General features: G+C 37.9%; 13 protein-coding genes, 1 other RNA gene and 1 other annotated feature. Of the genes, 1 reads left to right on the plus strand and 13 read right to left on the minus strand.

Annotation, left to right across the window (positions count from 1 at the left end; translation table 11 throughout):
- Position 1 precedes the first annotated feature (1 nt).
- The 7 genes from AC3WSO_RS17540 to hisS form a co-directional block, all read right to left on the minus strand.
- The gene (locus tag AC3WSO_RS17540) at positions 2 to 721 is read right to left on the minus strand and encodes a sugar isomerase domain-containing protein (RefSeq protein ID WP_492532595.1); all 720 of its coding nucleotides are present in this window, start codon (positions 719 to 721) and stop codon (positions 2 to 4) included.
- Between the two features lie 4 nt (positions 722 to 725).
- Complete coding sequence (locus AC3WSO_RS17545; RefSeq protein WP_492534405.1) at positions 726 to 1448, minus strand: GntR family transcriptional regulator; 723 nt, start codon at positions 1446 to 1448, stop codon at positions 726 to 728.
- Positions 1449 to 1479: 31 nt separating this feature from the next.
- Positions 1480 to 2637 (minus strand): N-acetylglucosamine-6-phosphate deacetylase, encoded by a 1158-nt coding sequence (gene nagA / locus AC3WSO_RS17550; protein ID WP_492532597.1) that lies wholly within the window; start codon positions 2635 to 2637, stop codon positions 1480 to 1482.
- 256 nt (positions 2638 to 2893) lie between these two features.
- Entirely contained in the window at positions 2894 to 3433 is a 540-nt protein-coding gene (locus AC3WSO_RS17555; RefSeq protein ID WP_492532598.1) for a GrpB family protein, read from the minus strand.
- A gap of 103 nt (positions 3434 to 3536) precedes the next feature.
- A non-coding RNA gene (gene ssrS / locus AC3WSO_RS17560) (6S RNA) lies at positions 3537 to 3736 on the minus strand.
- Between the two features lie 139 nt (positions 3737 to 3875).
- Positions 3876 to 5645, minus strand: coding sequence for an aspartate--tRNA ligase (aspS, locus tag AC3WSO_RS17565; RefSeq protein ID WP_492532600.1), 1770 nt, complete (start codon positions 5643 to 5645; stop codon positions 3876 to 3878).
- Between the two features lie 331 nt (positions 5646 to 5976).
- On the minus strand, positions 5977 to 7242 hold the full coding sequence (hisS, locus tag AC3WSO_RS17570) for a histidine--tRNA ligase (protein WP_492532602.1): 1266 nt from the start codon (positions 7240 to 7242) through the stop codon (positions 5977 to 5979).
- 116 nt (positions 7243 to 7358) lie between these two features.
- Positions 7359 to 7600: a binding site (T-box leader), on the minus strand.
- Positions 7601 to 7763: 163 nt separating this feature from the next.
- On the opposite strand from hisS, the gene AC3WSO_RS17575 reads away from it, so the two are divergent.
- Entirely contained in the window at positions 7764 to 9347 is a 1584-nt protein-coding gene (locus AC3WSO_RS17575; protein WP_492532604.1) for an N-acetylmuramoyl-L-alanine amidase family protein, read from the plus strand.
- 315 nt (positions 9348 to 9662) lie between these two features.
- On the opposite strand, the gene AC3WSO_RS17580 is transcribed toward AC3WSO_RS17575, so the two are convergent.
- The 6 genes from AC3WSO_RS17580 to AC3WSO_RS17605 all read right to left on the minus strand — a co-directional run bounded on the left by AC3WSO_RS17580 (position 9663) and on the right by AC3WSO_RS17605 (position 15397).
- The gene (locus AC3WSO_RS17580) at positions 9663 to 9881 is read right to left on the minus strand and encodes a DUF2642 domain-containing protein (RefSeq protein ID WP_492532606.1); all 219 of its coding nucleotides are present in this window, start codon (positions 9879 to 9881) and stop codon (positions 9663 to 9665) included.
- Between the two features lie 70 nt (positions 9882 to 9951).
- Positions 9952 to 10392, minus strand: coding sequence for a D-aminoacyl-tRNA deacylase (dtd, locus tag AC3WSO_RS17585; protein WP_492532608.1), 441 nt, complete (start codon positions 10390 to 10392; stop codon positions 9952 to 9954).
- Between the two features lie 103 nt (positions 10393 to 10495).
- On the minus strand, positions 10496 to 12691 hold the full coding sequence (locus tag AC3WSO_RS17590) for a RelA/SpoT family protein (protein WP_079562819.1): 2196 nt from the start codon (positions 12689 to 12691) through the stop codon (positions 10496 to 10498).
- Positions 12692 to 12899: 208 nt separating this feature from the next.
- Complete coding sequence (locus AC3WSO_RS17595; RefSeq protein WP_079562818.1) at positions 12900 to 13817, minus strand: pseudouridine-5'-phosphate glycosidase; 918 nt, start codon at positions 13815 to 13817, stop codon at positions 12900 to 12902.
- A 4-nt stretch (positions 13818 to 13821) separates the two neighbouring features.
- A complete protein-coding gene (locus AC3WSO_RS17600; protein WP_492532610.1) occupies positions 13822 to 14913 on the minus strand; it encodes a carbohydrate kinase in 1092 nt (363 codons plus the stop codon).
- A gap of 319 nt (positions 14914 to 15232) precedes the next feature.
- The gene (locus tag AC3WSO_RS17605) at positions 15233 to 15397 is read right to left on the minus strand and encodes a hypothetical protein (protein WP_492532611.1); all 165 of its coding nucleotides are present in this window, start codon (positions 15395 to 15397) and stop codon (positions 15233 to 15235) included.
- Positions 15398 to 15519: the final 122 nt, after the last annotated feature.

Here is a 15519-nt window from a genome sequence, read left to right on the forward strand (position 1 = left end):
GTCATTTAAATTTAATTCGATGTTGATAATAGGCAATCATAGACTCATTATGAGACGAATCCGAGTCAACATTATTGCTTTTAAAAACGGGTAATACTTCGTCAGATATAGCTATGATCTCAATGACTTCACTAAATAATATATTTAATATAATTGAACCAATAACTGTAGAGGATGGGGCATACTGTATGTCGTTAAGATGCAGTAAACCATCTCCTATTGGTATATGCGTATTGATCACTCTATCTACAACATCCTCTAAGCGCTTCCCACTTTGATGACGTGTCGGTTGTTCGAAATAAGTAAGAGATTGCAGAGACATGACAAGTACTCCCGCTTCTTTCGCTAAAAATGCTACATCTATAGGTGCTTGATTTCTCCCAGATGTTGAAATAACAATGCAAACATCATTTTCATGAAAATCAAAATGATCTTTATACTGTTCAATGATCGTCGGGTCCTTTTCATTTTTTGATGATGTCATTGCTCCTGCATGCAATGTTAAAGGTTCAATAATTATAGGGCGTACAGGTACAAGCCCTCCCGCGCGATAAAATGCGTCCTGCGCTAAAAGATGCGAATGGCCACAACCAAATAATTGGACGATTCCTCCGCGTTGAAGCCTTTGTACAATTAATTGTGCGGCTTCTTTTATTTGTGGATATTCTTGCTCTTTGACGACCTGCATTATCTTTTGAATTTCTAGAAAATATGCATCCATAAGATCACCTTTTAATTTCACTAATGAATTTGTATCGATCAGCTCGGTAAGTACTTCGCACAAGCTCAAACGGAACTCCATCAGATAAATAACTTGTACGTTTAATAATTAACACCGGTGCAGTATGATTAATTTGTAAAAATTTACTATCTTCTTTTAGTACAATGGCTGCCTCCATTTGCTGAATAGCGTTTCCAATTTTCTGATGGAACTTTGCCTCAATTAACGCGTATAATGACCCCATTATTTTCTTTTCATCTAATTCAGGATATATTTTTACTGGAATATATGTTCTTTCAATGGCCATTGGCTTGGCATCAGCACTACGAATTCGTACAACGAAGAATACCTCTTCACCAGGCTCTAACATGAGATCTCTAGCAATATCAACTGGTGGTACGATTTTCTCAAAGCGTAAAACTTTACTGCTTGGTTCCATCCCTCTAGCCCGCATATCTTCTGTGAAACTTGTTAATCCTTTTAACGGTTGTTCTAATTTTGGATTAGCGACATACGTACCTCTACCTTTTTCACGATACAGCAATCCGCTATTGACTAAATTTGTGATAGATTGACGCACAGTCATTCTACTAACATCAAACTGCGTAGAAAGCTCTCGCTCAGAAGGTATATTTTCACCGATTTTGTATTCTTCTAAATAAATACGTTGTTTAATGATCTCTTCTATTTGTATATAAATAGGTATATGAGAATTTTTATCTAACAAACCTTGTACCATCCTTATCGCCTCTTTACTTTCATTTCTCAAATACAACTTTACCCCGACAAATAGTTTTTTGTACATTTAAATTTTCATCAAGTAATACAAAATCTGCATCATAGCCTTCTGCAATACGACCTTTCGTTGCAAGTTGTAATTGCTTAGCAGCATTCGTAGAGGACATTGCGACAATTTCCTGCAATGAGCAATTGGTGATTGCTTTCATATTTTTCACTGCTTGTTCCATCGTTAGTACACTCCCAGCTAAAGCCCCATTAGATAAATGGGCGCCAGCCTTAGAAACATGAACGGTTTGACCACCTAAATCATAATCACCGTGATGTAAGCCCTTTGCCCGTATCGCATCGGTAATTAAAATAATACCTTTCGCGCCTTTTATACGATACGCTAGCTTAATAGCTTGAGGATGACTATGCACGAAATCTGCAATAATTTCAGTCTTTACTAGATCATCTAAAAGAACTGCACCAACGACACCTGGATTGCGATGATGGAAAGGGCGCATTTGGTTATATAAATGTGTAGCTTGCCTTACTCCCAATACTACTGCCCGATCCACCTCTTCCATGGAAGCGTCAGAATGGCCAATCGAAGCAATAACATTTAAATCCTTTAACGATTCAATAAACGGAAAACCGCCTTCTACCTCAGGGGCAAAGGTAACTTGTTTAATGCGTTGCTTACTTACTTTATGCCAGTATGCAAATTGCTCCGTAGACGGTAAAATAATGTATTCTATTAGTTGTGCGCCTGCCCGTTTTTTTGATATATATGGTCCCTCAACATGTATACCTAATAAGCTTGCCTCATCCTCATTATTTTCAAATTGACCAACATTCGCTAAAGCGCTTTCAATTGCTTCTATAGATTGCGTCATTGTAGTAGCAAGGAAGCCTGTCACGCCTTCCTGAACTAAAGAGCGTGCCATTTGATGCAGTGCTAATTGCGTAGCATCCATCACGTCATGCCCGGCAGAGCCATGTATGTGCATATCAATATAGCCAGGTAACAGGAACCAATTATTATCTTTGCCATCTATATACTGCTCAGCTTTATCAGATAAGTTATGACTTATGTTAATAATCTTACCATCATCAATGTGAATGTCTCCCTTAAACGGCGCTTCATCATAATTGACGATCGTAACGTTGGAAATTAAAAGTGTATCCTTCAATAGATCACCCCTAGCGTTTTTTGAGGAGCTTGACTGAAGCTACAGGCAACTTTTTTATTCGGTATAGTTGTCTATACCAATTATATGACGCTTTACCAAAAATAAAAAGTGATTTTTTCGTATTTTCTAAATTTTTAAGCTAAATCATTGTAGCGTGGGGGTGACTTCCGTTCCGGCTGGGGGCGTCCGATGAGCCCCGGAGTCGCCCGTCCGGAACGAAGATCAACTTATACAAAAGCATATGTCTTTATAAATATCATTCAATTTTCCTTTCATTAATTGAACAAACCGATTGTACAAATTGCTCTTTATACGATGTATATTTATCTATTCCTTGTAAATTGCTGTTAAGGAAATTTAATTTTAACTTTTCATACTGTCTTTTAATTGATTCATTTTCATTTAAATAATCTTTAAAAAACAGTAAATCACTCCATTTTTCTCCTTCATAATTTACTAAGTGTACAAAATGTGTTTTGATTTCGAATGTATCGTCTGTAAATTTTGCAAATACAATTTCTGCTGGTCTTTCTACACGCAGTCTATAAAAACCAGCTTTTTTCATTGCTTTTAAAAATGGATCTGAAATATTATTAATATCATCCACGCCCATTACAATATCAATGACTGGCTTTGCCTGAATTCCCTCAATCGATGTACTACCAATATGTTGAATACGATCAAAATGGACATTTGTATGTTTGATAATCTCGGAACGAGTTCGCATAAATTCATTTTTCCATTCACTATTATATGGTACGATTTTCACTTCATTCTTTTTTAAGCCAAGGATCATCGCCAGTACTCCTCTAATTTTTTTGTTCTGCTTCTAGTGTTTTTGAATAACACTAAAAAAGGAGCTATTTAAATGCTCCTTTTTTGCTTAATAACTATGTATGACGAATCCCGATTGTGCCGTTATGCCAAGAAACATTCGTTTTGAACCCGCATTTCGCAGGGGGGTGCCCGCTTTGCAGCTTTAAACGTCCCGCTCCGCATGGGGCTTGTTTGCGACTACAAAATGAAGGCTCCCGATTCTATAGTGTTCGGTCAAAACTGTTAAGTAGAGCTAGCAATTAGACAAACACATCAGGATTCGTATTACAGTTATAATAACATTATATTTCTGATAATTCAAACTATTTTCTTTAAAAAAATCTGTATTCTTGTGAAAACGCAAAAAATACCTAGATTCCCAACAAATTTCGCTAGGGAATCCAGGTATTTAGAAGTACAAATTATTTTCTGAATGGTTTGATGGCTAAGCTTAGCTCGCTCAATTGATCAGGAGACACTTCACTAGGTGCGTTTGTCATTAAGCAGCTAGCACTTGCCGTTTTCGGGAATGCAATTGTGTCACGTAAGTTAGTGCGGCCAGCAAGTAGCATTACGAAGCGGTCAAGACCAAATGCAAGACCTCCATGTGGTGGTACACCATATTCAAATGCTTCTAATAAGTAGCCAAATTGAGCTCTTGCTTCTTCTTCTGTGAAACCAAGTAAATTAAACATTTTTTCTTGTAATTCACGCTCATAAATACGTAATGAACCTCCACCAAGCTCATAACCATTTAATACGATATCGTATGCTTGTGCGCGGACTGCAGAAGGATCAGTTTCCATTAATTGAATATCTTCGTCAAATGGACGTGTGAATGGATGGTGTGCTGCTTTATAGCGACCATCTTCTTCAGAGTACTCTAATAATGGCCAATCTGTAATCCATAGGAACGCAAATTGTGATTCATCTATTAAGCCTAATTCTTGACCTAATCTCGTACGAAGGGCACCTAATGAAGCTGCTACAACAGACGCTTGATCAGCTACAAATACTAAAATATCGCCCACTTCCGCTTTCATACGTTCGATTAAAGCAGCTGCTAATCCATCGTCAAAGAATTTTGCAATCGGTCCGTTTAAGCCTTCTTCGGTTACTTTTAACCAAGCAAGACCTTTTGCTCCGTAAATCCCAACAAATTTTGTTAGCTCGTCCATGTCTTTACGGGAGTATTTATCTGCTGCACCTTTAATGTTAATACTCTTTACTTGTTTGCCTTGTGCCACTGTATCAGCAAATACTTTGAAATCACAGCCATCAAAAATGGCATTTAAATCAACAAGCTCTAAACCAAAACGTACGTCTGGTTTATCAGAACCGTAACGATCCATTGCTTCTTGATATTTCATTTGTTGGAATGGAGCAGGGATATCAATTCCTTTTACTTCTTTCATAACCGCTTGGATTAAGCGTTCGTTCATTTCAATAATTTCTTCTTGCGTTAAAAAGCTTGTTTCAATGTCAACTTGTGTAAACTCTGGTTGACGGTCAGCACGTAGGTCTTCATCACGGAAGCAACGTGCGATTTGGAAGTATTTTTCAAAACCTGATACCATTAATAATTGCTTAAATAGCTGTGGTGATTGTGGTAATGCATAAAATTCACCTTCATGAACACGTGATGGTACTAAATAGTCACGAGCCCCTTCTGGAGATGATTTTGTTAAAATTGGTGTTTCTACTTCTAAGAAGCCTTCGTTTTGTAAGAAATTTCGAATTGTACGCGTAACGTCAGAACGCATTTTGAATGTATCAAACATAACCGGACGACGTAGGTCAAGATAACGATATTTTAAACGTAAATCTTCAGATACGTCTGTGCGATCTTCAATTTGGAATGGTGTTGTTTTTGCTGTATTAATGACGATTAATTTTGTTGCTTCTACTTCAATTTTACCGTTCGGTACATTTGGGTTGATTTGGTCTTCTGAACGAAGGATCACTGTTCCTTCTACTTCAATTACATATTCACTACGTACTTTATCAGCTAAAGCATGTGCTTCTGCTACATCAGGGCTAAACACTACCTGTGTGATTCCAGTACGGTCACGTAAATCAATGAAAATTAAACCACCTAGGTCGCGACGACGTTGTACCCAACCTTTTAATACGACTTTTTCACCTTGTAATGCTTCTGAAAGCTCGTTACTAGCATGTGTTCTTGTTGCCATTTATTAAATTCCTCCAAAATTTATTTGCTCATCACCATAACTTAAAGTTGATTTCCGTTCAGACTGGCGCTTTACTCGGGCGTCCAGTTTCAACTTATCCACTTGACATATGTTTTTACAATATGTCATCCCTAACTTATGATGATGAATCGTTTATTTTAAATATGTAGCATACACTTCCTACTAAGTAGAGATTGGATGCCATGGAAAATTAGATATCCGTTCATTGTTAAATGAATTAACTGTCCAAAACGACGTAGATATTTGAATCATTTGGACAGTTAATCCTGTAATGATTAAATCAATTTATGTTTTAACAGTTTGTGTTCGTTTATTGTTTTAAAAGGTAATTTACTAATTCTGAGAACGCTACTTTTTGTTGTTCTCCTGATTCCATATGCTTAACAGTAGCTACTTGCTCTTCAAGCTCTGTTTCACCTAAAACAATCGTATATTTTGCACCTAAACGATCTGCAGATTTCATTTGAGCTTTCATTTTGCGATCTAAATAATCCATCTCAGCAGAAATGCCCTTTGCACGGAAGGTACTTGTTAATTCTACTGTTTTTAGCTTCGCCTCTTCGCCCATAGCAATCATGTAGACATCAAGTCCTGATGCTGTGTCTAATTCAACACCTTCTGCTTCAAGTGCTAGCAACAAGCGTTCAATACTTAATGCGAACCCGATACCTGGTACTTCTGGTCCACCAATTTCTTGTACAAGGCCATTGTAGCGCCCACCACCACAAAGTGTAGTAATCGCTCCAAAGCCAGAAGCCGTTGACATAATTTCAAAAGTTGTATGATTGTAATAATCAAGACCCCTTACAAGGTTTGGATCAACCTCATATGAAATTCCCAGCGTATCTAAATACGTTTTAACTTGTGCGAAATATGCTGCTGATTCTTCTGTTAAGAAATCAGTTAGTGCTGGTGCAGATTTCATTAATGGGTGCTCACGGTCTACCTTACAGTCCAAAATTCGTAGTGGATTTTTTTGCAGACGATTTTGGCAATCCGAACAAAACTCATGAATATGTGGTTCGAAGTGTTGTAGTAGTGCTGTACGGTGCGTATCACGTGTATCTTTGTCACCAAGTGAATTAATGACTAATTGTAAATCTTTTAAACCAGCTGAACCATAGACATCCATTGCTAGCGCGATTACTTCTGCATCGATAGCTGGATCCGCTGAACCAATGGCCTCTACTCCAAATTGAACAAATTGACGGTAGCGCCCTGCTTGTTGACGTTCATAGCGGAACATAGGCCCTAAATATGAAAGCTTTACTGGCTGATCAGGTGCACCAAACATTTTATGCTCAACATAAGAACGAACTACTCCAGCTGTATTTTCCGGACGTAATGTTAACGAACGGCCACCGCGATCTTCAAATGTATACATTTCCTTTTGAACAACATCTGTTGTTTCACCTACACCACGTGCAAATAAATCTGTTTGTTCAAAAATTGGTGTGCGAATTTCGTTGTAACGATAGACACGGCAAATATCACGGATAACCGCTTCTACCTTCTGCCATTTTTCAGATTGACCAGGCAAAATATCTTGCGTCCCTCGTGGCACTTTAAAACTCATAGAAATACCTCCTTTGTAAATTGCTTATGAGCAAGCTGTCTTCTGAACTTCTGTCATTTTAAGTATGAATTCCTTAAAATTTGTCCAATAAAAAAGCCCTCGCCTCCTTGCGTAATGCAAGGGACGAGAGCTGTACAAGCTTCCGCGGTTCCACCCTAGTTGACGCATCAAATACATGCGTCCTCCTCCTGATCGGATAACGGCCGATTCCGTTTTTTCCTACTAAGCACTACTTTTCAGAAAAAAGCCTCTCAAGTGTTATTCACGTTATACATTTTTGTAGGAAAGATTTCAGCCTAGGTCTTTCCCTCTCTTCTCCAATAGAGGTATTCGCTACTTGCTTGGTCATAAGCGGTTAATCATTTTTTGATTACCCTTTATGTTAGTCACTACAAAAGGCAATGTCAACTGTTTTTGTTTTTTTTACACTACATTCGTTAAAATAACAAATTCCGTTACCTTTTTCCCACGAATTCTATTACAAAAGCATGGTAAAATAGAACAAGAATAGGAGGAATCTGATGAGGACAAAACTTTTACATATTCTAATCATCTTCGTACTAGTGCTAACGTTTGCATTTCCAAGTCACTCTGTTCAAAGAGCACTAGCCGACTCCAGTGATTTAAAAGTAACTGGAACGATTCTTCATTTACGTGAGGGACCTGGACTGTCTTATCCAATTATTACGACATTAGATGAGGGTGACCCATTAACCTCTATTAGTCGTGAGGGCGATTGGATACAAGTAAAAGTAGGCAAGTACGAAGGTTGGGTAGCATCCTGGCTAACCGCTTCGATAGACGATAAGCAAGTGGCTGATCAAACGTTGATTTCACAAGTCGATCGTCTAAATATCCGTACTGAGCCTGACATATCTTCAGCAGTTCTTGGACAATTATCAACAGGCTACCAAGCTAACCTTATTGAAAAAAATGGGGAATGGGCGAAAATAGATTGGAATGGGCTAGTTGGTTGGGTATCCACTGACTATGTGACAATAAATGATCTACCTGAAAAAAAGGTAAACGCTGAAACTGATGAACCTAAAGTCGAAGTATCCACAAAAAAAGTCAACAAAGATACAACATTTACAGTTTTAGTGGATGCTCTTAATGTGCGCCAAAAACCAGACTTAAATGCTAGCAAAATAGGAACTGTTTCAAATGGCCAAGACTTTAAGGTGCTAGCTCAAGAACATAACTGGGTACAAATTCAATATAACAATAAAAAAACAGGTTGGGTTTATAGCTTTTATGGTACTTTTTCAAATATAAAAAGTAAGGCATCAAAAACTTCTTCAGCTTCCTCAGAGCTTGAATCTGTCACAATCATTTATAATGGGACAAACTTACGGACAGATGCATCAACAGTTGCTGATGTTGTTGAACGCGTAGACGCCGGTGAAACCTACCCTATTGTAGGCGCTAAAAATGATTTTTATGAAATACAAATAGATGACAAAACTGCTTTTGTAGCGAACTGGGTCGTTACGACTTCTTCTTCAAGCAAAGCTGCTACTCCTACAAAAAAGGAAAAATCGAAACCACGCAAGAAAGGTACTTTAAATGGGTTAACGATTATTGTAGATGCTGGACATGGTGGAAATGATCACGGTACTACTGGACAACGTGGAACCGACGAAAAAGAAATTACGTTGAAAACTGCGTCTCTTCTTGCTTCAAAGTTGAGTGCTGCTGGAGCAAATGTTGTCATGACAAGAGAATCAGATGAATATGTTGACCTCCGAAAACGCGTATCAATTGCACACCAATATGAGGCAGATGCTTTTATCAGTATACATTATGATGCAACTGACGATAGCTCCATTAATGGTTTCACCTCATATTATATGAATAGTAATCAACAAGGTCTTGCAGAGGCAATAAATAATGGACTCTTAAATAAAATCGATTTAAAAAATCGTGGTACCCAACAAGGAAATTATTTAGTTCTACGAGAAAATCGTCAAAAAGCTGTCCTTATTGAGCTGGGCTACTTAAGTAATGGTAGTGAGGAACGTGTTATTACAACCGCTAAATACCGAGAACAAGCTACTCTCGGCATCTACCAAGGCGTTTTAGATTACTTTAACGAAAATCAATAAAGTGAAACTTGAATTATTGGGACTGCATGACGTATCGCTTTCGGTGCGACTAAATTACTGTCCGTTAGGCAATATAAATAAGCTGCTAAGGAACCTAAAGTTATCATTCCTTTGCAGCTTATTTTTGATTATCAAACAAATATGACGTTTTCTTTTTAGAAGTGTAAATAAGCTGATGGAACTGAAATCAGCTAAAAACACGGTGTTTTGGCACTATATTGTAAATAAATATCGACATTCACTTACTACTAGTTACACACTAAAACAAAAAGGGCCTCCAACTCATATTTTCTGAGTATAGAGACCTTAATGCGCTTATTTTTTCCTCTTTGGCAACGTAACCCATACAATTTCCTTCATATGAATGAACAATGGAGTGCGACTAATCTCTACAACAATGTTTTCAGGTAATACAGAGATTAATTTCCCTTGATGGATATTTTTATCTGTTTGCACTATTATTGCCTGACCAATCATCATATTTAGCGTTTCGTATAAATATGGATTTGATATGCGTTCTCCCTGAGTCACCATTAACACACTTCCCTCCTACAAAACTAACCATACTATTAAATGTATGAAGGAATTATAGGAAATGTACCATTTATTTAGACTCTAGAAGTATCGTAATTGGCCCATCATTTGTAAGTGCAACGTCCATCATTGCACCAAATATTCCTGTTTCCACATGTAAACCGTGTTCGCGTAAGGCATTATTAAAAGCCTCCCATAACGGTTCCGCAACTTCTGGTCTTGCTGCATTTGTAAAACTTGGACGATTCCCCTTTTTTGCATCCCCATACAATGTAAATTGTGAGACGGACAAAATAGCCCCTCCATGCTCTAAAATGGAATGATTCATTTTTCCATCAATATCTTCCCATAGGCGGAGATTAGCTACTTTTTTTGCTAAATATTCAACATTTTCTTGCGTGTCCTCGTGTGTAATTCCCACTAGAAGAACATAGCCACTATCAATAGCTCCCGTTACTTTTCCGTCAACCGTAACAGAGGCTGCTTTACTACGTTGTAAAACTAATTTCATTTTTTAAAACCTCAATTCCTCATTATATGCACCAGAAGTATCATTTTTCGGTACATAACAAAGTTGCTACTGCCCAGCTATTCATATTTAATATAGAAATCAATTAGTTAATAACACGTTGTACTGAATATATATCAGGTGTTTGCTTAATACGCTCCACTACTTTATGCAAATGCGAAATATTTGAAATCGAAATCGTTAAATGAATCGTTGCCATTTTATCGCGATCTGCACGACCACTTACTGCTAAAATATTCGTTTTCGTTTCGCTTACAATTTGCATGATTTCATTTAAAATACCTGGTCGATCGAAAGCTGAAACCTCAATATCGACAGGGTATTCTTTTCTCTCTGGAGTAAGTCCATGTTCCCACTCTACTTCTATTAAACGCTCCTGCTCATCTTCTACTTGGATATTTGGGCAGTCTGCACGGTGTACTGAAACACCTCTACCTTTTGTAATGAAGCCTACAATTTCATCTCCAGGAACTGGCGTACAACAACGAGAAAGTCGAATAAGCATATTGTCTATATCTTTTACGATAACGCCCGATTCCGTCCGTTTTTGAGGAATAGGATTTTTCATTTTTTGTTCAATTTTCTCAAGAGCTTCTTCTTGTTCACGCTCTTTGCGGCGCTTTTCCGCTAGACGATTAGCAACTTGCTGAGCTGTAATACCATTTACGCCGACAGCAGCATATAAATCTTCTTCATTTGTATAATTAAATTTTTCGCATACACGCTTCAAATTTTCCGCTGACATTGTTTCTTTCACGTCAAAATCTTGTGCACGGATTTCCTTTTCTATCATCTCTTTGCCCTTGATGATATTTTCCTCACGAAGATGTCGTTTGAAAAACTGCTTTATTTTATTTTTGGCCTGTGAGGATTGGGCTATTTTCAGCCAATCACGGCTCGGACCAAATGATTGCTTTGAAGTTAAAATTTCAATAATATCTCCCGTTTTTAACGGTGTATCAAGCGGCACCATTTTACCATTGATTTTCGCGCCAATTGTACGATTTCCGACTTCTGAATGCACACGATATGCGAAGTCGATAGGTACAGAGCCCGCCGGTAATTCAATGACATCTCCTTCAGGTGTGAATACATAGACCATATCAGAGAATAAATCAAATTTTAAAGATTCCATAAATTCTTCAGCATTCGATGATTCGTTTTGGAATTCTAAAATTTCTCGGAACCATGTTAGTTTTTGGTCGACATTTTGTTTTTCATTATCAACTTTTTTACCTTCTTTATATGCCCAATGTGCCGCAATCCCGTACTCTGCAATTTTATGCATTTCCTTCGTACGAATTTGTACTTCTAATGGATCACCATAAGGACCGATTACTGTCGTATGCAGTGATTGGTATAGGTTTTGTTTTGGCATCGCAATATAATCTTTAAAACGGCCAGGCATCGGCTTCCATAATGTATGCACAATCCCAAGTACGGCATAGCAATCTTTAATACTATCGACAAGTACACGAATGGCTAATAAATCATAAATCTCGTTGAATTGTTTCTTTTGTAACACCATTTTACGATAAATACTGTAAATATGTTTTGGGCGACCATAAATATCCGCTTCAATTTCAACCTCTGTAAGCTGCGACTTCATTTCAGTCATGACATTGTCTAAATATGCTTCACGCTCATCACGTTTTTTCTTCATAAGACTGACAATGCGATAATATTGTTGGGGGTTTAAATAACGAAGTGCTGTATCCTCAAGCTCCCATTTAACAGTCGAAATCCCAAGACGATGCGCAAGTGGTGCAAAAATTTCAAGTGTTTCTTTAGAAATACGGCGTTGTTTTTCTGCAGGTAAATGCTTTAATGTGCGCATATTATGTAGTCGGTCTGCCAGTTTAATTAAAATGACACGAATATCCTGCGCCATCGCTACAAACATTTTTCGATGATTTTCTGCTTGTTGCGCTTCTTTAGATAAATATTTAATTTTCCCAAGCTTTGTTACACCGTCTACAAGTATTGCAACCTCTTCGCCGAATTCACGAACTAAGTCGTCGCGCGTAAAATCCGTATCCTCGACAACATCATGTAAAAAACCAGCCGCAACTGTTTCTGGATCCATTTGTAATTCAGCTAAAATACCAGCTACTTGCACTGGGTGAATAATATACGGTTCACCTGAGCTTCGGAATTGCTCAATATGGGCATCCCTTGCTAATTCATATGCTTTTTTCACGAATGCGACATTTTCATCATTCATGTAGGATTTGACTAACTCAAAAACGTCCTCGGGAGTCAAAATTTGCTCTTTCGCCATAACATGTCCACCTTGCTCGTCAAATTTTTCAGATTAGATATAAACTTAATTGTATAAAATTTAATGGGCTATTGTAAAGTAACTGTGTCATTTTGTTTAGTTATTCTCGTGAACAATGTGAAAACTGGGAAAATATCCCCTCAAATGAATAAAAAGACCCTTTGCGAATTTTATATTTCGCAAAAAGTCTCTTTTTCTGTACAAAAGTTTATGAGTTTAATTTATTATACGCTACAGCAATTTTCGACCCAACTACTGCATTATTTTTTACTAATGCAATATTGGCATCAAGGCTTTTACCTTCTGTTAATTCTTTAACTTTTCCAAGTAAGAATGGTGTTACGTTTTTACCTTGAATTCCGTTTTCTTCTGCTTCTACTAGAGCTTTTTCAATGATTTCTGTAATGAATGAATGTTCAAGTGCTTCAGACTCTGGGATTGGGTTAGCAATGACTGCTCCACCTTTTAAGCCTAATTGCCATTTTGCACGTAGCATTTCTGCCACTTCCTCTGGCGTATCAATCTTGAAGTTTACATCAAATCCGCTTTGACGTGTGTAGAATGCTGGCAGTTCATCAGTACCGTATCCAACGACTGGCACACCTTTTGTTTCAAGGTATTCTAAAGTTAAACCAATATCTAAAATGGACTTAGCACCCGCACAAATTACAGCAACATTTGTTTGTGCTAACTCTTCTAAATCCGCTGAAATATCCATTGTTGTTTCAGCACCACGGTGTACGCCACCGATACCGCCAGTTACAAAAATTTCGATATCAGCTAGCTCCGCACAAATCATTGTTGCAGCTACAGTTGTCGCTCCTAATTTTTTTGTTGCTAAAAGATAGCCCAAGTCACGACGAGATGCTTTTGCTACACCTTGTGAATTACCGAACATTTCAAGTTCTTCATCTGATAAACCGATTTTGATTTTCCCATCAATTAACGCAATAGTTGCAGGTACTGCACCATTATCACGAATAATTTGTTCTACTTCTCGTGCAGTTTTTACATTTTGTGGATATGGCATTCCGTGAGAAATAATTGTTGATTCTAATGCTACGATTGGTAAACCTTTCGCTTGTCCTGCTTTTACTTCTTCTGATAATACGATGAATTCTTTCATGTTGTTATTCCTCCATTTCACTGTTTAACAAATCAACTGATAGCTCAGGTCTTACGGTATATGGCGATGCAAGTGTATTTTTGGCATTCGTTAAGCCTGCATCAATACATGTTGCAAAGGATTTGCCAGTAAGCCAGCTATGGATTACTGCACTGACAAAGGCATCACCTGCACCTGTCACATCTTCAATTTTTTCTATAACTTTAGCTGCGAAATGACTTGGCTTCGTTGTAGTAGAAGCTGCATACACACCCTTACTACCAGCTGTAATAATGACATGCTCTGCACCTAATTTAAGAAGTTGCTGTAAAGCCTTTTCGTAGTGTGCAGAGTTTCCGATTTTATGACCTACGATCGTCTCTGCTTCATCTGTGTTACAAATAAACCATGTTACACCTTGCAACGTATCCGGTAATCGATTCATTTTTGGCGAAGATACCGGTACGATGACAAATGGAATATCACGAGCAATCGCAACCTGCTGTATGTAAGCCACTGTTTCCTTTGGACAGTTTAAGTCCATAATAAAGCAACCCGCATTCATTAGCATTGCCTCATGTTTTTTTAGCAAACTTGGCAATAAAAGATCATATACTTCCATGTTTGCTACCGCTAATGCTAGCTCGCCCTGCTCATCCATGACCGCAGTATAGGAACCCGTCGAAGCGTCAGGTAACTGCTCTACATAACGTAAATTCATAAATGGCTCTGACGCTTCATGGATTACTTGCCAATCAGCATCTTTGCCAGCGGTAGTTAGCAATGTTACTTGATGATTTAATCTGCCTAAGTTTTCAGCAATGTTTCGTCCAACACCACCTACACTAAATGAAGAGCTAGCAGGATTGGACGTACCGAATTGGACATTCCCTTTGACATGAAACTTTCGGTCGAGATTAGCTCCACCGATACAAATAACTTCATTTTCCTCAGGCAAAATATATGCACGACCTACAATTTTCCCCTGCTTCGTTAAGCTCGACACTAAATTAGCAAGGACTGGTCGAGATAGTTTCATCTTATCTGCCATCTCTTGCTGAGACATAAACGGATTCTGGCGAATTAAAGCAAGGACCGCCTGTTCCCTTTCATTCATAGCATCACCTTTTATTATATTTGTTTACATTATAAACTTTTGTTTGAACAATGTCAAAAAAAATTTACCATTTTAGATTTAAACAAAAAAGTTGAAGCCGTTATAATATTGGCTTCAACTTCATGTTGTGATAACTAGTACTTAAATGAAATTAAGGTGTCGTATTAATTAAAATATGGCTCATCGGCAAAATGAGAAGTTGATTTCCGTTCCGACTGAGCGCTTTGTTGCTGACGCTTCGCTTTCGCACAGGGCAGAGCTTCCTGGGGGCGTCATATAAGCCGTTTCGCTGCAGGGTCTCGAGCCAACACGATGTTGGTCATGAAGGCGTTATCACAGAATGTGATGGTTTTAGCCTTCGTTCCTCGATTGCTGATCCCCAAGGAGCCGCTCCGTCTCCACTACAATCATCCATTTCACAAGCATTAATGTTTGTAATACTTACTTTATCAAATAATCTTTTTATAAATGGCTGTTTTCTCAAAGATTGTTGCTTCTGGATTGTCTATCTTATTCAACTAAAGCACCCATTCGTATTATAAGGTCAGCCAGAGTAAATCTGGTTGACTATTTTTTATTCAATTTATAGATTGATAGTAGCCGGGG

The sequence above is a fragment of the Lysinibacillus sp. EB106-09-02-XG168 genome (genome assembly GCF_058791475.1).